This is a genomic window from Burkholderia sp. F1 (assembly GCF_050813845.1).
Lineage (GTDB): Bacteria > Pseudomonadota > Gammaproteobacteria > Burkholderiales > Burkholderiaceae > Burkholderia > Burkholderia ubonensis.
Map to the genome: position 1 here is coordinate 861,365 of NZ_CP172422.1, position 21,560 is coordinate 882,924.

General features: G+C 70.2%; 17 protein-coding genes. 8 read left to right on the plus strand and 9 right to left on the minus strand.

Annotation, left to right across the window (positions count from 1 at the left end):
* Positions 1 to 229 precede the first annotated feature (229 nt).
* Positions 230 to 1,507 carry a haloacid dehalogenase-like hydrolase gene (locus ACFIMZ_RS22945; RefSeq protein WP_431824597.1) on the plus strand — a complete coding sequence of 426 codons (1,278 nt, stop codon included), beginning with the start codon at positions 230 to 232 and terminating at the stop codon, positions 1,505 to 1,507.
* Between the two features lie 81 nt (positions 1,508 to 1,588).
* On the opposite strand, the gene ACFIMZ_RS22950 is transcribed toward ACFIMZ_RS22945, so the two are convergent.
* The 3 genes from ACFIMZ_RS22950 to ACFIMZ_RS22960 all read right to left on the minus strand — a co-directional run bounded on the left by ACFIMZ_RS22950 (position 1,589) and on the right by ACFIMZ_RS22960 (position 5,121).
* Positions 1,589 to 2,362, minus strand: a complete 774-nt coding sequence (locus tag ACFIMZ_RS22950; protein ID WP_059611400.1) for a slipin family protein — start codon at positions 2,360 to 2,362, stop codon at positions 1,589 to 1,591.
* Positions 2,359 to 3,930 carry an NfeD family protein gene (locus ACFIMZ_RS22955; RefSeq protein ID WP_431824598.1) on the minus strand — a complete coding sequence of 524 codons (1,572 nt, stop codon included), beginning with the start codon at positions 3,928 to 3,930 and terminating at the stop codon, positions 2,359 to 2,361. Before ACFIMZ_RS22955 ends, ACFIMZ_RS22950 begins: the two co-directional genes overlap by 4 nt.
* Positions 3,931 to 4,086: 156 nt before the next feature.
* Complete coding sequence (locus ACFIMZ_RS22960; protein ID WP_431824599.1) at positions 4,087 to 5,121, minus strand: AraC family transcriptional regulator ligand-binding domain-containing protein; 1,035 nt, start codon at positions 5,119 to 5,121, stop codon at positions 4,087 to 4,089.
* Between the two features lie 139 nt (positions 5,122 to 5,260).
* On the opposite strand from ACFIMZ_RS22960, the gene ACFIMZ_RS22965 reads away from it, so the two are divergent.
* The 6 genes from ACFIMZ_RS22965 to ACFIMZ_RS22990 all read left to right on the plus strand — a co-directional run bounded on the left by ACFIMZ_RS22965 (position 5,261) and on the right by ACFIMZ_RS22990 (position 12,686).
* Entirely contained in the window at positions 5,261 to 6,394 is a 1,134-nt protein-coding gene (locus ACFIMZ_RS22965) for an acyl-CoA dehydrogenase family protein (RefSeq protein WP_431824600.1), read from the plus strand.
* A 116-nt stretch (positions 6,395 to 6,510) separates the two neighbouring features.
* Complete coding sequence (locus ACFIMZ_RS22970) at positions 6,511 to 8,217, plus strand: AMP-binding protein (RefSeq protein WP_431824601.1); 1,707 nt, start codon at positions 6,511 to 6,513, stop codon at positions 8,215 to 8,217.
* Between the two features lie 99 nt (positions 8,218 to 8,316).
* Positions 8,317 to 9,846 carry a CoA-acylating methylmalonate-semialdehyde dehydrogenase gene (locus ACFIMZ_RS22975; protein WP_431824602.1) on the plus strand — a complete coding sequence of 510 codons (1,530 nt, stop codon included), beginning with the start codon at positions 8,317 to 8,319 and terminating at the stop codon, positions 9,844 to 9,846.
* 13 nt (positions 9,847 to 9,859) lie between these two features.
* Positions 9,860 to 10,759 carry a 3-hydroxyisobutyrate dehydrogenase gene (gene mmsB / locus ACFIMZ_RS22980; protein ID WP_431824603.1) on the plus strand — a complete coding sequence of 300 codons (900 nt, stop codon included), beginning with the start codon at positions 9,860 to 9,862 and terminating at the stop codon, positions 10,757 to 10,759.
* Entirely contained in the window at positions 10,759 to 11,550 is a 792-nt protein-coding gene (locus ACFIMZ_RS22985; protein WP_431824604.1) for an enoyl-CoA hydratase, read from the plus strand. Before mmsB ends, ACFIMZ_RS22985 begins: the two co-directional genes overlap by 1 nt.
* The gene (locus ACFIMZ_RS22990) at positions 11,547 to 12,686 is read left to right on the plus strand and encodes an enoyl-CoA hydratase/isomerase family protein (protein WP_431824605.1); all 1,140 of its coding nucleotides are present in this window, start codon (positions 11,547 to 11,549) and stop codon (positions 12,684 to 12,686) included. Before ACFIMZ_RS22985 ends, ACFIMZ_RS22990 begins: the two co-directional genes overlap by 4 nt.
* A gap of 7 nt (positions 12,687 to 12,693) precedes the next feature.
* Here ACFIMZ_RS22990 and ACFIMZ_RS22995 read toward each other — a convergent pair whose 3' ends face one another.
* Positions 12,694 to 13,599 carry a LysR substrate-binding domain-containing protein gene (locus ACFIMZ_RS22995; protein ID WP_431824606.1) on the minus strand — a complete coding sequence of 302 codons (906 nt, stop codon included), beginning with the start codon at positions 13,597 to 13,599 and terminating at the stop codon, positions 12,694 to 12,696.
* Between the two features lie 121 nt (positions 13,600 to 13,720).
* Between ACFIMZ_RS22995 and ACFIMZ_RS23000 the strand changes: the two genes are divergently transcribed.
* The gene (locus ACFIMZ_RS23000; RefSeq protein WP_431824607.1) at positions 13,721 to 15,259 is read left to right on the plus strand and encodes an MFS transporter; all 1,539 of its coding nucleotides are present in this window, start codon (positions 13,721 to 13,723) and stop codon (positions 15,257 to 15,259) included.
* A gap of 48 nt (positions 15,260 to 15,307) precedes the next feature.
* Here the strand turns inward: ACFIMZ_RS23000 and ACFIMZ_RS23005 are convergent, their stop codons facing one another.
* From ACFIMZ_RS23005 to ACFIMZ_RS23025, 5 genes are all read right to left on the minus strand, one after another.
* Positions 15,308 to 16,687, minus strand: a complete 1,380-nt coding sequence (locus ACFIMZ_RS23005; protein ID WP_431824608.1) for an efflux transporter outer membrane subunit — start codon at positions 16,685 to 16,687, stop codon at positions 15,308 to 15,310.
* A 12-nt stretch (positions 16,688 to 16,699) separates the two neighbouring features.
* Positions 16,700 to 18,739 (minus strand): MacB family efflux pump subunit, encoded by a 2,040-nt coding sequence (locus tag ACFIMZ_RS23010; protein ID WP_431824609.1) that lies wholly within the window; start codon positions 18,737 to 18,739, stop codon positions 16,700 to 16,702.
* Between the two features lie 2 nt (positions 18,740 to 18,741).
* On the minus strand, positions 18,742 to 19,932 hold the full coding sequence (gene macA / locus ACFIMZ_RS23015; protein ID WP_431824610.1) for a macrolide transporter subunit MacA: 1,191 nt from the start codon (positions 19,930 to 19,932) through the stop codon (positions 18,742 to 18,744).
* 237 nt (positions 19,933 to 20,169) lie between these two features.
* Positions 20,170 to 20,751 (minus strand): HD domain-containing protein, encoded by a 582-nt coding sequence (locus tag ACFIMZ_RS23020; protein ID WP_431824611.1) that lies wholly within the window; start codon positions 20,749 to 20,751, stop codon positions 20,170 to 20,172.
* Positions 20,752 to 20,839: 88 nt separating this feature from the next.
* Entirely contained in the window at positions 20,840 to 21,397 is a 558-nt protein-coding gene (locus ACFIMZ_RS23025; RefSeq protein WP_431824612.1) for a helix-turn-helix domain-containing protein, read from the minus strand.
* Between the last annotated feature and the right edge of the window lie 163 nt (positions 21,398 to 21,560).

The following is a 21,560-nucleotide window of genomic DNA, read 5'->3' on the forward strand; positions in this document are numbered from 1 at the left end:
CGGCTGTTCACATCCCCATCAGCGAATAGTCCGTCGACGTCCAGTGCATGTCGTTCCAGAACAACTCGACGTCGCGTCGTGACGAGACGCTGTCATATTGCCGCAATATTTTCGCCAGATCATTCGCCCCCATTCCGGATCCACCCCGGCATCGCAGGGCCGATGTGCCGCCGATGCGTCGAGCGGGGTAGCGACCGAAGCCGAATCGTCATTTCCACGGAGAGAGACCATGCAGCGCCGCACGTTCATGAACACCCTTGCCGCGGCGACCGCCGCGACGTCGCTGATGCTCAAGGCCGGCACAGCCGCCGCGAAGAACGCCGCTTCGCCGGACGCGCTGGACCCGGGCCGCTGGTCGCCGTTCAACGCCGCGCGCCTGCAGGCGGTGCTCGACCGGCATGGCGTCGGGAGCCCGCATTACGACGCGAAGCGGCGCCCCTACGCGGTGTTCGACTGGGACAACACGTGCATCATGAACGACTGCGAAGAGGCGTTGCTGATGTACCAGATCAACCATCTGCAGTACAAGCTGACGCCCGACGAATTCGTCGCCGTGATGTGGAAGGACGTGCCGAAGGGCGCGTTCATGAAGGACTACACGACGGTGGACGGCAAGCCGGTGACGATGGAGGATCTCGCCGCCGACGTCGAGGCCGACTATCGCTGGCTTTACGCGAACTACCAGGGCTTCGGCGGCGGCAAGAGCCTCGACGAGATTCGCGAGACCGATCAGTTCAAGGATTTCCGCGCGAAGCTGTACTTCATGTACGACGCGATCTGCGATACGCATCCGCTCGAGATCGGCTACAAGTGGATCATCTACTTCTACAAGAACATGACGACCGCCGAGCTGCAGGCGATGGCGGAAGCGTCGGACAACTACGGCATCGGCGATGCGCTGCGCAAGGTCCGCTACGAAAGCCCGAAGACGCTGCCGGGCAAGGCCGGCGTGGTCGCCGACACGCACTTCCACGGCATCCGCATTCATGAGGAAATCCGCGCGGTGATGCATACGCTGCGCGCGAACGGGATCGACGTGTACGTGAGCACCGCGTCGCTCGACGACGTCGTGCGCGTGTTCGCCGGCAATCCGAACTACGGCTACGGCGTGCCGCCGGAGAACGTGATCGGCCTGCGCCTCGACATGCAGGACGGCAGGTACACGAGCACTTATCCGGCGGGCTGGCATTTCAACTGGGGGCCCGGCAAGACGGTGGGCATCCGCAACGTGCTCGAATCGAAGAAGGGCTACGGTCCGCTGCTGGTGTTCGGCGATAGCGACGGCGACGCGTGGATGCTGCGCGACTTCAAGGACACCGCGGCCGGCGTGATCGTCAACCGGATGAAGAAGGGCGAGATCGGCGCGGACAGCAAGCTCGCGGCCGGGCAGATCGGCAATCCGGACGCGCGCTTCCTGCTGCAGGGCCGCGACGAGCACACGGGCCTGATGATCCCGGACGAGAAGTCGATCAAGTACGGCAAGACGGAACGCAAGCTGCTGGCCTGACATGCGACGGACGCGGGGCCGATGTGGCCCTGCGCGCGGCGGCGTATCCCGCCGCGTCGCGCATGCCGGGGGACGTTGCGCTCAGCGTTCGCGCGGCGGCCCGAAGCGCTCGAGCAAGGAACTCAGCAGTTCGACCGGCAGCGGAAACACGATCGTCGAGTTCTTGTCGGCCGCGATCGTCGTCAGCGTCTGCAGGTAGCGCAGCTGCATCGCCTGCGGCTGCTGCGCGAGCCGCTGCGCGGCCTGCAGCAGCTTTTCGGAAGCCTGCAGCTCGCCTTCCGCGTGGATCACCTTCGCGCGCCGTTCGCGCTCGGCCTCCGCCTGCCGCGCGATCGCGCGCACCATCGTCTCGTTGAGGTCGACGTGCTTGATCTCGACGGTCGACACCTTGATGCCCCATGCGTCGGTCTGCGAGTCGAGCGTCTTCTGGATGTCGGCGTTCAGCTGCTCGCGCTCGGCGAGCAGCGCGTCCAGCTCGTGCTTGCCGAGCACCGAACGCAGTGTCGTCTGCGCGAGCTGGCTCGTCGCGTCGAAGAAGCGCGCGACCTGGATCACGGCCTTCTCCGGATCGACGACGCGGAAATACACGACCGCGTTCACCTTCACCGACACGTTGTCGCGCGTGATGACGTCCTGCGCGGGCACGTCGAACACGACGGTTCGCAGGTCGATGCGCACTACCTGCTGGACGATCGGGATGATCAGCACGAGCCCCGGCCCCTTCACTTTCCAGAAGCGGCCGAGCATGAACACGACGCCGCGCTCGTATTCGCGGAAGATGCGGATCGACGACGCGACGAGCAGCACGCCGAAGACGATCAGCAGGCTGCTGAAGCCGAACGTATAGCCAATCATTGTTGTTCTCCTTTGAGTTGTTCTCGTTTGAGCGCGGGCGGCGGCTTGTCGTAAAGCGGGGCGACCGTCAGCATCAGCCCCTGGCGGCCCGTGACGCGCACCCGGCAGCCCGCGGCGAGCGGCGCGCTGCACGCGACCCGCCAGCGCTCGCCGCGCACCAGCGCCCAGCCGGCGGCGGACGGCGCAGGGCCGCCGGCCGTTTGCGGCTGGTCGGGCACGAGGCCGTCGTCGAGCACTTCGCCGATGCTGCCGACCATCGCCTCGGCGCCGGTGACGACCGGCCGGCGCCGCGCGCGCAGCGCGAGGCTCGACACGCCGGCCACCAGCAGCCCGCCGGTGAGCCCGAGGCTCGCGATCAGCGGCCACGGAATCCCGTAGCCGGGCACGTCGGTGTCGATCAGCATCAGCGCGCCGATCGTGAACGACGCGATGCCGCCGAAGCCGAGCACGCCGAAGGTCGGCAGGAACGCCTCGGCGACGAGGCACGCGAGGCCCAGCAGCACGAGGCCGAGGCCCGCGTAGTTGATCGGCAGCAATTGCATCGCGAACAGGCCGATCAGCAGGCAGATCGTGCCCACGAGGCCCGGCAGCACGAACCCCGGGTTCGCGAATTCGAAGAACAGTCCGTAGATGCCGAACGTCAGCAGGATCAGCGCGACGTTCGGATCCGTGATGATCGACAGGAAGCGGCTGCGCCAGTCGGGCTCGACGACGACGAGCGGCGCGTGCGCGGTCGCGAGATGCTGCGCGCCCGCGGACGTCGTCACGGTGCGGCCGTCGACCTGGCGCGCGAGGTCGGCCGGGTCCTGCGCGATCACGTCGACGACGTGCTGCGTGTGCGCCTCGCTCGCCGACAGGCTGACCGCTTCGCGCACCGCGCGCTCCGCCCAATCGGCGTTACGGCCGCGCAACTGCGCGAGGCCGCGGATGTAGGCGGCCGAATCGTGCATCACCTTGCGGGCCTCGGTCGATTGCGTGTCGCTTGGCAGCGCGCCCGACGCGCCTGATGCGCCCGACGCGGGTGACGCAGGCGACGCTCCGCCGGTCGGCGCCGGCGGGCTGCCCCCGGGCGCGCCGCCGATGCCGAACTGGACCGGCGACGCCGCGCCGAGGTTGGTGCCCGGCGCCATCGCCGCGACGTGGCTCGCGTACACGATGTAGGTGCCCGCGCTCGCCGCGCGCGCGCCGCTCGGCGCGACGAACGCGGCGACCGGCACCGGCGAGCCGAGGATCGCCTTGATGATCACCCGCATCGACGAGTCGAGGCCGCCCGGCGTGTCGAGCTGCAGGATCGCGAGCGGCGCACGCTCCTTCGCCGCGCGGCCGAGCGAGCGGACGATGAAATCGGCGCTGGCCGGCCCGATCGCGCCGTTGACCGGGATCACGATGATGGGTGGAGGGGCCGCGGCCGCGGGCGCGTTTGCGGCACGCGGCGCCGCGGCGACCGCGCAGACGACGAGCAGCGCCGCGAACAGCGCGGCGCGCGCGACCCGCGCCGACAGCGGGTGGTGGGAATGTCGGCCCGACGCGTCGGGCGTCGGCAGATGCCAATGGCGTTGGAAGCGCATCGACCGTCCGGGCAGCGCGCGGCTGCACGCCGTCCGGCCCGCAGGAAGGGCGCTGGCCCGATGTTTAAAGAGTAGGCGGTTTCTGCGGAAAGCGCGATGGCGGGGCCGGAGTGCCGCACGCCACTCGCCGTGCGCCACTAGCCGTGCGCCACGAAATCAGCGCGCGTCGGCCCCGCGCGCCAGCGCCTCGTCGCGAAACTCGGCCGGGCTGCGCCCGCTCCACTTGCGGAACGCGCGGTAGAACGCGCTCGGCTCGGCGAAGCCGGCCGCCGCGGCGACGTCGGCGATCGTGCGCGCGGGATCGGCGAGCGCCTCGAACGCGAGATCGCGCCGCAGCGCGTCCTTGATCGACTGGTACGCGTGGCCTTCCTGGTGCAGCTTGCGGCGCAGCGTCGCCTCGGCCACGTGCAGCCGCGCGGCCATCCCCGACGCGCCGGGCCACGCGGCGGGCGGCATCCCGCGCAGCACCGCGCGCACGCGCTGCGCGAGCGCGTTCGGGTTGCGGTACTTGACGATGAAGCTGGCCGGCGCGTTGCGCAGGAAGGTCTTCAGCGTCTTCGCGGTCTGCACGACCGGCAGCGTCGCGAATTCGGGATCGAAATCGACATACGAATCGGGCTGGTTGAAGCGCATGTCGTCGCAGAACATCGACGGGTATTCGTGCTCGGCGGGCGGCGTGTCGCAGCGGAAGCACGCGGCGAGCAGCGGGATGCGGCGGCCGACCAGCCAGCAGGTGAGCCCGTAGACGATGATGAAATAGGTCGCGTACGTGAACATCGCGGGCGTCGCGCCGTTGTTGCGGTGCACGAAGCGCAGCCGCACGCGCTGCGGGTTCGCGTCGAGCTCCGCGTGCAGGTCGTCGAGCACGCAGTGCATGAAGTTCACCGCGCGCGCCATCGCATGCAGGCCGTCGCGCGCCGACAGCGCCGCCTGGCTCATCGCGATGAAGCTGCCGCTTCGCATCGGGTGGCGGTCCTGGCCGAAGAACTCGTCGTCGAGCGTGCGCGCGATCGCGTTCCACAACGCGCCGTACTGCTGCGCGGACACCCGCGCGCGCGGCTGCTCGAGCAGCGCGGGCGGGATGCCGGCCTGCGCGAGCAGCGGCTCGGCCGCGACGCCGCGCCGCGTCGCGAGCGCGACGCTGTACGCGACGAGACTGATCGCGATGGTTCCCTTTTCTTCTTGCTTCATCGACGGCGCCGCTATGGCAAAAACGCTCAGTGTAAATGAGCGGTGCGAGCATCGAACAGTCGTGCACGGTTGCCTACACTTGATTCATCGAAAACACTTCGCGGCCGCGCCACGCCGGCCGCCGGGAGACGGCAGCGCCATGGACGAGCTTTACACCGAAGACCAGCGGATGATCCGCGATGCGGCGCGCGCTTTTGCCACCGAGGTGCTGGCGCCGAACGCCGCGCAGTGGGACCGCGACGCGCACCTGCCGGACGCGGTCGTCGCGCAGCTCGGCGAGCTGGGCCTGCTCGGGATGATCGTGCCGCAGGAGCTGGGCGGCGCGTATACGGATTACGTCGCATATGCGCTCGCGATGGAGGAGATCGCCGCGGGCGACGCCGCGTGCGCGACGATGATGAGCGTGCACAACTCGGTCGGCTGCGGGCCGATCCTCGGCTTCGGCACCGCCGCGCAGAAGGAGCGCTGGCTCGCCGACATGGCGGCCGGCCGCACGATCGGCGCATTCTGCCTGACGGAGCCGCAGGCCGGCTCCGAGGCGCACAACCTGCGCACCCGCGCGGAGCTGCGCGACGGCAAGTGGGTGCTGAACGGCGCGAAGCAGTTCGTGACCAACGGCCAGCGCGCGGGCATCGCGATCGTGTTTGCCGTGACCGATCCGGACGCCGGCAAGCGCGGCATCTCCGCGTTCCTGGTGCCGACCGACACACCGGGCTTCGTCGTCGGCAAGCCGGAGAAGAAGATGGGCATCCGCGCGTCGGATACCTGCCCGATCACGTTCGAGAACTGCGCGATTCCCGAGGAAAACCTGCTCGGCGCGCGCGGCGAAGGGCTGAAGATCGCGCTGTCGAACCTCGAAGGCGGCCGCATCGGCATCGCCGCGCAGGCGCTCGGCATCGCGCGCGCCGCGTTCGACAAGGCGCGCCGCTATGCGGGCGAGCGCGTGCAGTTCGGCAAGCCGCTCGCCGAGCATCAGGCGATCCAGCAGAAGCTCGCGGACATGGCGACGCAGATCAACGCCGCGCGCCTGCTCGTGCATCACGCGGCGAAGCTGCGCACGGCCGGGCTGCCGTGCCTGTCGGAAGCGTCGCAGGCGAAGCTGTTCGCGTCGGAGATGGCCGAGCGCGTGTGCTCGGATGCGATCCAGATCCACGGCGGGTACGGCTATCTCGCCGATTACGAAGTCGAGCGTCATTACCGCGACGCGCGCATCACGCAGATTTACGAGGGAACCAGCGAAGTGCAACGGATGGTGATCGCGCGGCAGCTTTGAGCGTCGCGCCGGTTGCCCGGTGACAGCAGCCAGCCCCAGAGACCCGAAGACGGCCGGGGCATCGCGCAGCGCGGGGGCGTCGGCCCGCCGCGCTGCGCAATATGGATGGAGACAACATGACGCCACAGGCTTTCCTGGACGCACGCGACTTTCTGCTGCGCCATCGCACCGACTACGAAACCGCGTACCGCGATTTCCAGTGGCCGACGCTCGACCCGTTCAACTGGGCGCTCGATTATTTCGACGTGATGGCGCGCGGCAACGACAAGCCCGCGCTGTGGATCGTCGACGCGGCGACCGGCACGGGTGAACCGTATTCGTTCGCGCAGATGTCCGAACGCTCGTCGCGGATCGCGAACTGGCTGCGCGGCATCGGCGTCGCGCGCGGCGACCGGATCCTGCTGATGCTGCCGAACCGCGTCGAATTGTGGGACGCGATGCTCGCCGCGATGAAGCTGGGCGCGGTCGTGCTGCCCGCGACCACGCAGCTGTCCGCCGACGACGTGCGTGACCGCGTGCAGATCGGTGGCGCGAAATACGCGATCGTCGACGAGAACGAAACCGCGAAGTTCGAGCAGCCCGATCTCGGCCTCGCGCAGCGGATCGTCGCCGGCGCGCCGCGCGACGGCTGGCTCGCGATGAACGACGGCTACGCGGCGCCGGCCGCGTTCGAGCCGGACGGCGTCACGCATTCAGGCGACCCGATGCTGCTGTATTTCACGTCGGGCACGACGTCGAAGCCGAAGCTCGTCGAGCACACGCACCGCACCTACCCGGTCGGCAGCCTGTCGACGATGTACTGGGTCGGCCTGCAGCCGGGCGACATCCACTGGAACATCAGCTCGCCCGGCTGGGCGAAGCACGCATGGAGCTGCTTCTATGCGCCGTGGAACGCGCAGGCGTGCGTGTTCGCGTTCAACTATGCGCGCTTCGAGCCGAAGGTCGTGCTCGACGCGCTGGTCAAGTACCAGGTGACGACGCTGTGCGCGCCGCCAACCGTCTGGCGGATGCTCGTGCAGCAGCCGCTCGCGTCGTTCGACGTGAAGCTGCGCGAGATCGTCGGCGCGGGCGAGCCGCTGAACCCGGAAATCATCGAGCGCGTGAAGAAGGCGTGGGGCATCACGATCCGCGACGGCTACGGCCAGACCGAGACCACCTGCCTGATCGGCAACTCGCCGGGCCAGCCGGTGGTCGCCGGCTCGATGGGCCGCCCGATGCCCGGCTACCGGATCGAACTGCTCGACCCGGACGGCGCGCCGGTGAGCGAAGGCGAGGTCGCGCTGCCGGTCGGCGCGGGCGTCGAGCGCCCGGTCGGCCTGATGACGGGCTACGCGAACAACCCCGACGCGACCGCGCATGCGATGCGCGACGGCCACTACCGCACGTCCGACATCGCGATGCGCCGCGACGACGGCTACTTCGTCTACATCGGCCGCGCGGACGACGTGTTCAAGTCGTCCGACTACCGGCTGAGCCCGTTCGAGCTGGAGAGCGTGCTGATCGAGCATCCGGCGATCGCCGAGGCGGCGGTCGTGCCGAGCCCGGACCCGCTGCGGCTCGCGGTGCCGAAGACCTTCATCGCGCTGCGCCAGGGCTACGAGGCAAGCCCGGCGCTGGCGCTCGAGATCTTCCGCTTCTCGCGCGAGAAGCTCGCGCCGTACAAGCGCATCCGCCGCCTGCAGTTCGCTGAATTGCCGAAGACGATCTCCGGCAAGATCCGCCGCGTCGAGCTGCGCCGCCGCGAGATCGAGCGCGGCGACGACACGAGCGCGCGGATGCCCGGCGAATACTGGGAAGAGGATTTCGCCGCCGAACTGAAATGACCCGAGCGCGGGCCGCGCGTGTCGCGCTGCCCGCCGATGCATCGAACCGGCCGCCCGTGCGCGACGTCGCGCGGCGGCACTCCCAAGGAGAGTCAAGCGATGAACGCGAATCCAGCGCCCCAGGCGGGGCAAGACGTGCCGACGGTCAAGCTGCTGATCGACGGCGAATTCGTCGAATCGAAGGCGCACGAGTGGCGCGCCATCATCAATCCGGCCACGCAGGAGGTGCTCGCGCGCGTGCCGTTCGCGACCGTCGCCGAAGTCGACGCGGCCGTGCAGGCCGCGCAGGCGGCGTTTGCGTCGTGGAAGAACACACCGATCGCCGCGCGCATGCGCATCATGCTGAAGTTCCAGGATCTCGTGCGCACGAACCTGCAGCGGATCGCGAAGACGCTGACCGCCGAGCAGGGCAAGACGCTGCCGGACGCCGAAGGCGACATCTTCCGCGGCCTCGAAGTGGTCGAGCACGCATGCTCGGTCGGCACGCTGCAGCTCGGCGAGTTCGCGGAGAACGTCGCGGGCGGCGTCGACACCTACACGCTGCGCCAGCCGCTCGGCGTGTGCGCGGGCATCACGCCGTTCAACTTCCCCGCGATGATTCCGCTGTGGATGTTCCCGATGGCGATCGTCTGCGGCAACACGTTCGTGCTGAAGCCGTCGGAGCAGGACCCGCTGTCGACGATGCAGCTCGTCGAGCTCGCGATCGAGGCGGGCATTCCGAAGGGCGTGCTGAACGTCGTGCACGGCGGCAAGGAAGTCGTCGACGCGATCTGCACGCATCCGCTCGTGAAGGCGATCTCGTTCGTCGGCTCGACCGCGGTCGGCACGCACGTGTACCAGCTCGGCAGCGCGAACGGCAAGCGCGTGCAGTCGATGATGGGCGCGAAGAACCACGCGGTCGTGCTGCCCGATGCGAACCGCGAGCAGACGCTCAACGCGCTCGTCGGCGCCGGGTTCGGCGCGGCGGGGCAGCGCTGCATGGCGACGTCGGTCGCGGTGCTGGTCGGCGAGGCGCGCGACTGGCTGCCCGATCTCGTGGCGAAGGCGAAGCTGCTGAAGGTGAACGCGGGCGCGGAAGCCGGCACCGACGTCGGCCCGGTCGTGTCGAAGGCCGCGAAGGAACGCATCCTGTCGCTGATCGAAGCGGGCGTGAAGGAAGGCGCGAAGCTCGAGCTCGACGGCCGCGGCGTGCAGGTGGCCGGTTACGAGCAGGGCAATTTCGTCGGCCCGACGATCTTCTCCGGCGTGAAGACCGACATGTCGATCTACACGCACGAGATCTTCGGTCCGGTGCTCGTCGTGCTCGAAGCCGACTCGCTCGACGATGCGATCGCGCTCGTCAACGCGAACCCGTTCGGCAACGGCGTCGGGCTGTTCACGCAGAGCGGCGCGGCCGCGCGCAAGTTCCAGAGCGAGATCGACGTCGGCCAGGTCGGCATCAACATCCCGATCCCGGTGCCGGTGCCGTTCTTCAGCTTCACCGGTTCGCGCGGCTCGAAGCTCGGCGATCTCGGCCCGTACGGCAAGCAGGTCGTGCAGTTCTACACGCAGACGAAGACGGTCACCGCGCGCTGGTTCGACGACGACACGACGGCCGGCCCGGTGAACACGACGATCCGCCTGCATTGAGAGGGAGGCTGACATGAAGATCGGTTTTATCGGCCTCGGCCACATGGGCGCGCCGATGGCGCTGAACCTGCTGAAGGCCGGCCATGACGTGCATGTATTCGACCTCAGCGCCGACGCGCTGCGCGCGTTGCAGGACGCGGGCGCGCAGGCGGCCGGCTCGCCGCGCGACGCGGCGGCCGGCGCGGAGTTCGTGATCACGATGCTGCCGGCAGCGCCGCACGTGCGCTCGGTGCTGACCGGCGAGCACGGCGTGCTGGCCGGGCTCGGCGCGGGCGCGACCGTGATCGATTCGAGCACGATCGACCCGGCCAGCGCACAGGCGTTCGGCGCGCTCGTGCGCGAGCACGGCGGCGCGTTCGTCGATGCGCCGGTGTCGGGCGGCACGGGCGGCGCGGCGGCGGGCACGCTGACCTTCATGGTCGGCGGCGGCGACGCGGATTTCGAACGCGTGCAGCCCGTGCTCGCCGGGATGGGCAAGAACATCGTCCATTGCGGCGCGACCGGGATGGGGCAGGTCGCGAAGGTCTGCAACAACCTCGTGCTCGGCATCTCGATGGCGGCCGTGTCGGAGGCGATGTCGCTCGGCGTCGCGCTCGGCATCGATCCGAAGGTGCTCGCGGGCATCGTCAACACGTCGACCGGCCGCTGCTGGAGCTCGGACACGTACAACCCGTACCCGGGCGTGATCGGCACCGCGCCGTCGTCGCGCGGCTACACGGGCGGCTTCGGCACCGACCTGATGCTGAAGGACCTCGGCCTCGCGAACGACGCGGCGAAGCAGGTGCGCCAGCCCGTCTATCTCGGCGCGCTCGCGCAGCAGCTGTACCAGACGATGAGCAGCCGCGGCGACGGCCAGCTCGATTTCTCGGCGGTGATCCGCCTCTACCAACCGGCAACGAAGAAGGACGCCTGATGATCGAACTGGACTTCGTCGACGACGGCGCGATCGCGTGCGCGACGCTCAAGCGGCCGCCCGCGAACGCCTTTACCGCCGACGGCCTGCGGCAGCTGCAGGAGACCGTCGGCGCGCTCAACGCGAACCCGCGCGTGCGCGCGCTCGTGATCACCGGCGACGGCCCGAAATTCTTCAGCGCGGGCGCGGACCTGAACACGTTCGCCGACGGCGACCCGGCGGTCGCGCGCGCGATGGCCACGCGTTTCGGCTCGGCGTTCGAGGCGCTCTCCGACGCGCGCTTCGTGACGATCGCGGCGATCAACGGCTATGCGATGGGCGGCGGGCTCGAATGCGCGCTCGCCTGCGACCTGCGCATCGCGGAGACGCATGCGCAGATGGCGCTGCCCGAGCCGTCGGTCGGGCTGCTGCCGTGCGGGCTCGGCACGCAGACGCTGCCCTGGCTCGTCGGCGAAGGCTGGGCGAAGAAGATCATCCTGGCCGGCGTGCGCGTCGACGCGGCGACCGCGCTGCGAATCGGCCTCGTCGAGGACGTGGTCGACACAGGGGCCGCGCGCGACGCGGCGCTCGCGCTCGCGCGCAACGTCGCGCGGCAGAGCCCGCACGCGGTCGCGTACAGCAAGGAGCTGATCGGCCTCGCGCGCCGCGGCGTGCCGCGCAGCGCGGCGCTCGCGGTCGAGCGCGAGCGCTTCGTCGACCTGTTCGATACGAACGATCCGCGCGAAGGCGTCGCCGCGTTTCTCGGCAAGCGCGCGCCGCAGTGGCACGCCGACGGGGAGCAAGACCGATGAGCACGCCGATCACGACGCATGACGCGTTTGCCGACGCCGCGCCCGAGGTGCTGTGTCGCGTGCTGAACCGCGTGGCGCTGATCACGCTGAACCGGCCGGCCGCGCTCAACGCGCTGTCGCACGGGATGGTGCGCGAGCTGGCGGCGCTGCTGGAGCGTTGCCGCGCCGACGACCAGATCGTCGCCGTCGTGCTGCGCGGCGCGGGCGAGAAGGGCTTCTGCGCGGGCGGCGACGTGCGCGCGCTGTACCGGGGCGCCGCGCAGCGCGACACGTGGCTGCCGTTCTTCGTCGACGAATACCGGCTCGACTACGCGATCCATACGTTCCCGAAGCCGGTCGTCGCGCTGATGGACGGCATCACGATGGGCGGCGGCATGGGGCTCGCGCAGGGCGCGGCGCTGCGGGTCGCGACCGAGCGCAGCAAGATCGCGATGCCGGAGACGCGCATCGGCTTCGTGCCGGACGTCGGCGCGACGCATTTCCTTGCGCGCATGCCGGTCGAGCTGGAGCTGTACGTGGGGCTCACGGGCGCGACGCTGTCCGGTGCGGATGCGTTCGCCGCGAAGCTCGCGGACCTGTGCGTGCCGTCGTCGTGGCTCGACACGTTCGAGACGCGCATCGAGAACCTCAAGTGGGACGGCGACGTGCCCGCCGCGCTGCGCCGGGTGTTCGAGCCGCCGTGCAACGTCGTGCCGCACGCGGCGATCGACAGCCAGCTGCCGTGGATCGTGCGCCACTTCGACAAGCGCTCGACGGTCGAGCGGACCGTCGCGACGCTCGCGCAGGAGCTCGCGCGCGACGAGCTGTCGCGCGAGCATCGCCAGTGGCTGCAGGCGACGCTCGACGCGCTGCTCGGCCATTCGCCGACGATGCTCGCCGTGACGCGCGAGGCGCTGCTGCGCGGCCGCCAGATGACGCTGGCCGAATCGTTCCGGATGGAGCTCGGCATCGTCGCGCGGGCGATCGAGGAGGGCGATTTCCGCGAAGGCGTGCGCGCGCATCTCGTCGACAAGGACCGCAAGCCGCGCTGGGCGCCGGCGTCGCTCGTCGAGCTGCGCGCCGAACGCGTGCGGCATTTCCTCACGTCGCCGTGGAAGCTGCCCGCGCATCCGCTCGTCGAGCTGGGCAACGCGTGAACCGACCCTAGTCGGTAAACAGCGGCGTGAGCGCGTCGACGAGCGCGTCGATCGCGCAGCGCGTCTTGCGCGGCAGGTAGCGGGTCCGGGGCCAGACGATGTTGATCTCGCCCTGGTCGACGAAGCATCGTTCCCGCAGGACGACGAGTTCGCCGCGGCGCACGTATTGCGCGAGCAGCCAGCACGGCAGCCACGCGATTCCAAAACCCGACACGGCCGCCGCCGCGATCGCCTGCACGTCGTCGAAGCTGAGCTGATGCCGGACGTCGACGCGTATCGCGCGTCCGTCCCCATCGCGCACTTCCCACGGCCGCGGCACGCCGCCGCGCGAGTAGGCGATCGTCCGGTGCTGCGCGAGCGCGTCGAGCGTCGCCGGCGTGCCGTGGCGCGCGAGGTACGAAGGCGCTGCGCCGAGGCTGCCGTACTGCGTGCCGACCCGGCGCGCGACGAGGCTCGTGCTGTCGCGCAGCCGGCCGATCCGCACCGCGAGGTCGATGCCTTCCTCGACGAGGTCGACGGCCCGGTCGGTGAGCGACAGGTCGATCTGCAGATGCGGGTAGGTGTGGGCGAGCTCCGTCAGGATCGGCGCGACGCAGTGATGGCCGAACGCGAGCGGCACGCTGACGCGCAGGCGCCCGCGCGGCTCGTGGCGGCCGCTGTCGAGATCGGCCTGCGCGGCGTCGAGCTCGGCGAGCGCGCGCACGCAGCGGTCGTAGTAGCTCTGGCCATCGTCGGTCAGGCTCTGGCTGCGGGTGGTGCGGTTCAGCAGCCGCGCGCCGAGCCGCTTTTCGAGGCGCGCGACCGCCTTGCCGACCGCCGAGCGCGTCATGTCGAGCCGCTGCGCGGCGAGCGCGAAGCTGCCGGCTTCGACCACCTGCACGAATACCTCTACCCCTTCCAGTCTGTCATCCATTGGATCGCTCGCTCGATTGGTGCCTTGCATTCCCCAGTCATGCGAACTGCATGAGTCAATGGGGAGTGAGGTTCCCAATATAGTACCGACTCCCGTTCATTGCGCGACGCCGCGACTTCCCATGACGCAATCCGATACCCGACGAAATGCGGCCGCGCTCGCGGCCGTCTGTCTCACTTCACTGATGTTCGGCCTCGAGATCTCGAGCGTGCCGGTGATCCTGCCGACGCTCGAGGTCGTGCTGCACGGCGACTTCAACGGCATGCAGTGGATCATGAACGCGTACACGATCGCCTGCGCGACGGTGCTGATGGCGGCGGGCACGCTCGCGGACCGCTTCGGCCGCAAGCGCGTGTATGTCGCGGGCACGCTGCTGTTCGGCGCGACGTCGCTGCTTTGCGGGTTCGCGCCGAACGTGCCGGTGCTCGTCGCGGGCCGGCTGCTGCAGGGCGCGAGCGGCGGCGCGATGCTGACCTGCCAGATCGCGGTGCTGTCGCACCAGTTTCGCGAGGGCCGCGAGCGCAGCCGCGCGTTCAGCGCCTGGGGGATCGTGCTCGGGATCGGGCTCGGCTTCGGGCCGATCGTCGGCGGCGCGATCGTCGCGGTCGCGAGCTGGCCGTGGGTGTTCCTCGTTCACGTGCCGCTCGCGGCCGTCGCGCTCGCGCTGATCGGCGGCGGGGTGCGGGAGTCGCGCGATCCGCACGCGGGCACGCTCGACGTCGCGGGCATCGTCACGCTGTCGCTCGCGCTGCTCGGCCTGTCGTTCTATATCACGCAGAGCGCCGAGATCGGCCTGGCCAGCGCGACCGGGCTCGCGGTGCTCGGCGCGACCGTGCTCGCGCTCGCCGGCTTCGTCGTCGCCGAGCGCCGCAGCGCGCGCCCGATGTTCGATTTCTCGGTGTTCCGGATCCGCGCGTTCACCGGCGCGATCTTCGGCTCGATGGGGATGAACTTCAGCTTCTGGCCGTTCATGATCTACCTGCCGATCTACTTCCAGGTCGCGCTCGGCTACGACAGCGTGACGGGCGGCCTCGCGCTGCTCGCGTACACGCTGCCGACGCTGGTCGCGCCGCCGTTCGGCGAGCGTCTCGCGCTGCGCTACGGGGCGGGCGTCGTGATTCCGGGCGGCCTCTTCACGATCGCGGCGGGCTTCGCGCTGATGCGGGTCGGCAGCGCGGCCGCGCACGCCGACTGGCTGACGATGCTGCCCGGCTGCCTGCTCGCGGGCATCGGGCTCGGCCTCACGAACACGCCGGTCACCAACACGACGACGGGCGCGGTGCCGAGCGCGCGCGCCGGGATGGCGTCAGGCATCGACATGAGCGCGCGGATGATCTCGGTCGCGCTGAACATCGCGATGATGGGCTTCGTGCTGGTCGCGGGGATCGTGTCGGGCCTGAAGGCGAGCGTCGGCGGCGCGGTCGGGGACGCGGCGCTGCGCGCGCTCGCGCAGGAGATCGCGGCCGGCCGCGCCGACGGGGTGCGCGCGCTGGCCCCTGCGCTGGCGCAAGCCGACCCGACGGGCGCGGCGCTGCACGCGGCGCTCGTGCACGGGTTCGGGTGGGTGATGGTGTATGGCGCGGCGGGTGTCGCGGTGCTGGCGACCGCGAGCGTGATCGCGTTCGCGCCCGCGCGGCGGCGGGCGGCGGTCGCGGAATGACGGGCGGTCGCGGCGCGAACGTCGCACCGCAACCGTTACTTGCACTTGCTACGCGCCGCCGCCGAGCGCCCGATACAGCGTCATCTGGTTGTTGAGCCGGTTCAGCCGGTTCTGCGACTCGGCGCTTTGCGCGTCGCGCAGCCGCTGCTGCTGGTCGAGCCACGGCTGCACGTCCGTCGCGCCGGCGGCGAACCTCGCGGCGGCCAGCGTTTCCGCGCGCTGCGCCTGGGCGCGCGACAGCGTGCGCTGCTCCGCCTCGCGTTCGAGCTGCACGCGCGCCGACAGCGCGTTCTCGACCTCGGCCAGCGCCGAGTAAAGCCGCTGGCGGAATCCGACGACCGCCTCCTGGTACTGCGTCTGCGATACCTTGATCTGCAGCTGCATCGTGTTCCACTGGATGAACGGCAGCGCGAGCCCGAGCCCGAGCGTTGCGACCGGATTCGAGAGCACGCGCTCGAGGCTCGTGCTGGACGTGCCGACGTTGCCCGTCAGCGTGAAGGTCGGATAGAAGCTCGTGCGGGTCGCGTCGACGTTCGCCAGCGATTCCCGCAGCCGGAATTCCGCCGCGCGCAGGTCCGGACGCCGGCCGAGCAGGTTCGCGGGCAGGCCGGCCGCGACCGCGGGCAGCGGCCCGTCGGGCAGCGTCGGCGGTTCGGCGGCGGGCTGCTGCGGCGGCCGGTCGAACAGGATCGCGAGCGCATGGCGGTTTTCGGCGCGCTGCTGGAGGAGTTGCGTCTGCGCGGCCCGCTGCGCGGCGAGGCTCTGCTCGGCCTGCGCGAGGTCGAGGCCGGAGGTCGCGCCGGCCGCGTGGCGCGAGCGCACCAGCGCGACCGTGCGCGACGCATACGCGATGTTCGCGTCGCCGAGCGCGATCTGCCGGTTCAGGTAGCCGAGCTGCCAGTACAGCGCGGCGGTCGTGCCGATCAGCGACAGCCGCGCGGCTTCGCGGTCGGCCTCGGTCGCGTCGGCTTCCCAGCGCGCGGCGTCGCGCAGCGCGGCGAGCCGGCCCCACAGATCGAGCTCGTAGCTCAGCGCGCCGGTGACGCCGCTCGCGCGGCCCATCTGGTGCGTATCGAGCGTGCGCGACACGCTGCCGTTCGCGCCGAGCGTGACGGCGGGCGTCAGGTTCGTGTCGGCGATCCCGGCCTGCAGCCGCGCGCGGTACACGCGGATCGCGGCGATCGCGAGGTCGTTGTTGGTGCGCAGCGCGTCGTCGATCAGGCGGTCGAGCACCGGGTCGCCGAAGCTGCGCCACCAGTCGGCCGATGCGGCGGGCGCGTTGGGTGCGTCCGGCGGCACGGGCGATTCCCAGTGGGCCGGCATCGTGACCGGGGGCAGCGGCCGGTCGCGCGTGGCCGCGCAGCCGGCCGCGAGTGCGGCGGCGCACGCAAGCGCGCCCAGGCGGCGGATCGGGGAGGGCAGGGTCATGGTCAAGTTTTGTCAGTCCCGCGCGAGCGCATCGATCGGATCGAGCCGCGACGCGTTGCGCGCCGGCATGAAGCCGAACACGACGCCGGTCAGCGTCGAGCACAGGAACGCGGTGGCGATCGCGCCGGCGGAGAACACCATCTTCCATTGGTCGACGAGCATCGAGAACAGGATGCCGACGCCGAACGACAGCGCGATCCCGACCGCGCCGCCCAGCAGGCAGACCAGCACGGCCTCGACGAGGAACTGCTGCAGGATGTCGGCCTGGCGCGCGCCGACCGCCATCCGGATGCCAATCTCGCGAGTGCGCTCGGTGACCGACACGAGCATGATGTTCATCACGCCGATCCCGCCGACCACCAGCGAAATGACCGCGATCAGCGACAGCAGCAGCGTCAGCGACCGGCCGGTCTTCTCGACCGTCTTCACGACGCTGTCCATGTTGTACGTGAAGAAGTCCTTGCGCCCGTGCCGCTGGGTGATCAGCTTCGTCAGGCTCTGCTCGGCGGCCTGGCTCGGCTGGCCGGCGCGCACGCGCACGGTGATGCTGTCGAGATGCTGCTGGCCGAACAGGCGCCCGCTCGCGGTCGTGTACGGCACCCACGCGTTCAGGCTCTTCACGTCGCCGAACGCGCTTTTCTTGTCGGCCACCACGCCGATCACGACGCACGGCAGGTTGCCGATCAGGATCACTTCGCCGAGCGGATTCGGGCGCGCGCCGAACAGCTTGCGCCGCGTGTTCTGGTCGATCACCGCGACCTGCGCCTGGCGGCGCACCTCGTCCGCGCCGAACGCGACGCCCAGCGCCAGCTTCATCCCGCGCACCTGGAAGAACCGCTCGCCGACGCCGCTGACGAGCGCGTTGACGTCGACGTTGCGGTAGCGCAGCAGCAGCGTGCGCGACGTTTCGGGCGTCGCGCTGTCGACGTACGGCTGTTCGGCCAGCGCGGCGACGTCGGCGGGGACGAGCGTCTGGATCGCGTCCGCGCGGCTGTCGCCCCAGTCGAGGCCCGGATACAGGTTGATGGTGTTCGTGCCGATGCTGCCGATCTCGTCGAGCATGTAGCGCTTCGCGCCTTCGCCGATCGCGACGATCGACACGACCGACGTGATGCCGATGATGATGCCGAGCATCGTCAGCGCCGTGCGCAGCCGGTGCGACACGAGCGCGCGCCACGCCATCCGGAACGCCTCCGCGAAACGGCCGGCGCCGGCCGACAGGCGGCGCGCGGGCCGCGCGGGTCGTGCGGTTGTGGCGACGGCGAGCGCCGGATCGGCGTTGGCGCCGGCGTGCGCGAGCAGCACGGGCGTCGCGTGCCACGCGGTATCCGGCTCCGCCGCCGTTTCGGTGGCCACGACGTAGTGCGGGTTGGACCGGTCCGCGACGATCTCGCCGTCGTGGATCTCGACGATGCGGCGTGCGTGCCGGGCGACGTGTTCGTCGTGCGTGACGATGATCACCGTGTGGCCGAGCGCGTTCAGCTCGCGCAGGATGCGGATGACTTCCTGGCCGCTTTTCGAGTCGAGCGCGCCGGTCGGCTCGTCGGCCAGGATCACTTCGCCGCCGTTCATCAGCGCCCGCGCGATGCTCACGCGTTGCTGCTGGCCGCCCGACAGCTGGCTCGGCCGATGGTCTTCGCGGTCCGCGAGCCCGAGGCGCGCGAGCAGGCGCTGCGCGCGTGCGCGGCGCTCGGCCGGCGTGCTGCCGGCGTAGATCGCCGGCATCTCCAGGTTCGCGACCGCGCTCAGGTGCGGCAGCAGGTGATAGCGCTGGAAGATGAAGCCGAAGCGCTCGCGGCGCAGCTGCGCGAGTTCGTCGCCGTCGAGCGTCCGGGTTTCGCGTCCGCCGACCGTGTAGCTGCCGGCGCTCGGGTGGTCGAGGCAGCCGAGGATGTTCATCAGCGTCGATTTGCCGGAGCCCGACGCGCCGACGATCGCGACGATCTCGCCGGCGTCGATCGACAGGCTGACGTGCTTCAGCACCACGACGTCCCGGTCGCCGGCCGGGAAGCGCCGCGTGACGTCGGTCAGTTGCAGCAGCGGCCGCGTCATCGTCACGCTCCCGGCGCGGATGCGGCGAGCGTGTCGGCGTCGGCGTCGCCGATCACGACCTGCTCGCCTTCCTTCAGGCCCGCCAGCACCTCGACCTTCACGTTGTTGTTGATGCCGGTGCGGATCGCGCGCGTCTCGGTCTTGCCGTCGGCGCGCAGCACGCGCACCGCGTACGCGCCGTTCTTGTCCTTCGCGCCGAGCGCGGCGGCCGGAATGTTGAGCGCGTTGCGCGCGCCGCCGAGGACGATGTTGACCTGCGCGGTCATCGAGATGCGCAGCCGATGGCCGGGGTTGGGCACTTCGAACAGCGCGTTGTAGAACACGGCGGCGTTCGTTTTCGTGCCGCCGCCGGCGCCGCCGCCGAGGCCGGCCTGCGATTCGAGGAAGTTCTGCGGCGCCGGCTCGATCGCGCGCAGCTTGCCGTAATAGCGCCGGTCCGGTTCGCCGAGGATCGTGAAGTACGCGGTCTGGCCGGGCTGGACGCGGATCACGTCGGCTTCGGAGACCTGCGCCTTCACCGTCATCGTGTCGAGATCGGCGAGCTTGAGGATCACGGGCGCCTGCTGCTGCGCGATCACGGTCTGGCCTTCCTGCGTGACGATCGCGACGACTTCGCCGTCCATCGGCGCGACGATGCGCGTATAGCCGAGATTGGCCTGCGCGGTGTCGATCTGGATGCGGGCCGCGCGGATCTGCGCGTCGAGCGACGCGAGGTTCGCGCGCTGCACGTCGAGCGCCGCGCGCGCGGATTCGAACGCCTCGCGGGAGGTCGCATCGTCGGGCAGCATCGTCTGCTGGCGGCGGAACGCGAGGTCGGTCTGCTTGAGTTGCGCGGCGGTCGCGCGCTGCTGCGCGAGCAGGCTTTCCTCGCTGGTGCGCGCCTGCCGCAGCGCGTTCTGCGAGATGACCGGATCGATTTCCGCGAGCCATTGCCCCTTCTCGACCTTGTCGCCGAGCCGGACCTTCAGCGTCTTCAGCTGTCCTGACACCTGGGCGCCGACGTCGACCTGCCGGAACGCCTGCAGCGCGCCCGTGGCCAGCACCGCGTTCTCGAGATCGCCGCGCGCGACCGGCGCGCTCAGGTAGCGCGGATGCCGGTCGGGCGAGAGGTAGTGGAGCGACAGGCCGCCGGCGATTGCGACGACGACAACACTGGCCAGCGCGATGCGCCAGCGGCGACGGTTCTGTTTCATGGGGGCACGGCGAAGATGAATCGGGCGTCGGCGACGCGTGCGGCCGATCCGGCATTCAGGTGGCCGGAGACCGGAACGAGAGGCCGGATCGGAGCCGGCATGCGTTGCGATGCGGCCACGATGAATCGAATCGGGGGCTCATGATAAGCGAATTCATCCGAGGAAATCTTGCCGAACTGTGCGCGATTGTGGGCAATCGTTACCGCGCAGCGGCGGCCTGCGCCCGCCGCTGCCCGATCACGCGTGCCGCGCGCCGGCGTCGATCCGGCTTTGCGTGTCGGCGTCGACGATCGCCCGGATCGCGCGGAACAGCGGACTCGCGTCCGTATAGCGCCGGCCGTAGCCGAGATTGAACGCGTAGTCGAAGTCCGGCGGATTGTCGCCCTGGTTGTGCTGCAGGATCGTTTCCAGCTTGTCGAGCGCCTTGACGGCCTTCGCTTCCGGCGACGCGGCCTGCTCGTATTCGTCCCACAGCGCCACGATCTCGTCGCGCAGTGCTGCGTCGAGGCCGGCGGTCAGCGTCAGCAGGTCGCGCCGCTCGTGTGTGCTCTTGTCCGGATGCGCGGCCTGCTCGACCGCGGGGATGTCGCCGTGCAGCGCCTCGCCGAGGTCGTGGACGACGCACAGCTTCAGCAGCTTCAGCGGGTCGACGCCGTCGAGCGCGTCGGCGAACACCAGCGCCATCAGGCACAGCCGCCAGCTGTGCTCGGCGGTGCTTTCCGCGCGGCCGGCCGATGTGTGGCCGCTGCGCAGCACGTCCTTCAGGCGTTCCGCTTCGCGCAGGAACGCGAGCCGCGCGTGGATCGTGTCGGGATTCATCGATGAGGTCCGCAAGGTCCGGGTTGGGAGCCGTCAAGCGTAGGCCGGACACCGGCGCGCCGTCCACGCATGAAATATGCGCGGCGCGTCACAGCGTTTCGACGAGTCGCGCGGCCGAGCCGTCCGACAGGATCATCCGCGTCCAGCGGCAGGTGCTGCGACGGATCGGCACGATGCGCGATGCGTTCGCGCCGCTGTCGAACTCGACGCACGACGGGCCGGCGCTGTCGCGCCAGCCGAGCGTGTCGAGCGACGCTTCCAGCGCGGCGATTTCCGGCGTCGCATAGCGCCACAGCGACGCGCCGAGCATCGTCGGCAGCGGTTTCGCGAACTCGGCGGCGCGCAACGACGAGCACGCCAGCAGCCGGTGCGTGAGGTCGCACACGAGGTGCACGCGGCCGGGATGGTCGCCGACGAGCCGCGCGAGCGCGCGGTCGCCGGCGGAATCGAGCCGCGCCGCGAGCAGGCGCTCGGCGATCGCGCGCTCGTCGGGCGACATCTGCTGGACGCCGGCTTCCCAGCGGGAAATCGTCGACTGCGCGACGCCGAACAGCTCGGCCGCGTGGCTCTGCTTCACGCGGCGCAGGAGCCGCCAGCGCTTCAGCAGCGGGCCGAGCGGCGGCGTTTGAAGCGGCGAGTCGGTCATGTGGAGGCTCCGGTTGCGGTTGTCGCGAATGGCCAAGGGAGGTGGAGTCCGCCTTGCGCGGTCAAAGGTGGCTTTCAGTGGCTTTCGCCCTCGGAGCCGATGATTCTGGCGCAAGTGCCGGGCCTTGTCGAACCGCGGCGCGGCATTCACATTCGTGCCATGT

Bases quoted from the DNA above. Each gene is read 5' to 3' on its own strand.
- ACFIMZ_RS23010 (WP_431824609.1), bottom strand. From the start codon at position 18,739: ATGACGCGGCCGCTGCTGCAACTGACCGACGTCACGCGGCGCTTCCCG.
- ACFIMZ_RS22945 (WP_431824597.1), top strand. From the start codon at position 230: ATGCAGCGCCGCACGTTCATGAACACCCTTGCCGCGGCGACCGCCGCG.
- ACFIMZ_RS22965 (WP_431824600.1), top strand. From the start codon at position 5,261: ATGGACGAGCTTTACACCGAAGACCAGCGGATGATCCGCGATGCGGCG.
- ACFIMZ_RS22985 (WP_431824604.1), top strand. From the start codon at position 10,759: ATGATCGAACTGGACTTCGTCGACGACGGCGCGATCGCGTGCGCGACG.
- ACFIMZ_RS23000 (WP_431824607.1), top strand. From the start codon at position 13,721: ATGACGCAATCCGATACCCGACGAAATGCGGCCGCGCTCGCGGCCGTC.
- ACFIMZ_RS22960 (WP_431824599.1), bottom strand. From the start codon at position 5,121: ATGAAGCAAGAAGAAAAGGGAACCATCGCGATCAGTCTCGTCGCGTAC.
- ACFIMZ_RS22970 (WP_431824601.1), top strand. From the start codon at position 6,511: ATGACGCCACAGGCTTTCCTGGACGCACGCGACTTTCTGCTGCGCCAT.
- ACFIMZ_RS22975 (WP_431824602.1), top strand. From the start codon at position 8,317: ATGAACGCGAATCCAGCGCCCCAGGCGGGGCAAGACGTGCCGACGGTC.
- macA (WP_431824610.1), bottom strand. From the start codon at position 19,932: ATGAAACAGAACCGTCGCCGCTGGCGCATCGCGCTGGCCAGTGTTGTC.
- ACFIMZ_RS23005 (WP_431824608.1), bottom strand. From the start codon at position 16,687: ATGACCCTGCCCTCCCCGATCCGCCGCCTGGGCGCGCTTGCGTGCGCC.
- ACFIMZ_RS23020 (WP_431824611.1), bottom strand. From the start codon at position 20,751: ATGAATCCCGACACGATCCACGCGCGGCTCGCGTTCCTGCGCGAAGCG.
- ACFIMZ_RS22950 (WP_059611400.1), bottom strand. From the start codon at position 2,362: ATGATTGGCTATACGTTCGGCTTCAGCAGCCTGCTGATCGTCTTCGGC.
- ACFIMZ_RS22995 (WP_431824606.1), bottom strand. From the start codon at position 13,599: ATGGATGACAGACTGGAAGGGGTAGAGGTATTCGTGCAGGTGGTCGAA.
- mmsB (WP_431824603.1), top strand. From the start codon at position 9,860: ATGAAGATCGGTTTTATCGGCCTCGGCCACATGGGCGCGCCGATGGCG.
- ACFIMZ_RS23025 (WP_431824612.1), bottom strand. From the start codon at position 21,397: ATGACCGACTCGCCGCTTCAAACGCCGCCGCTCGGCCCGCTGCTGAAG.
- ACFIMZ_RS22990 (WP_431824605.1), top strand. From the start codon at position 11,547: ATGAGCACGCCGATCACGACGCATGACGCGTTTGCCGACGCCGCGCCC.
- ACFIMZ_RS22955 (WP_431824598.1), bottom strand. From the start codon at position 3,930: ATGCGCTTCCAACGCCATTGGCATCTGCCGACGCCCGACGCGTCGGGC.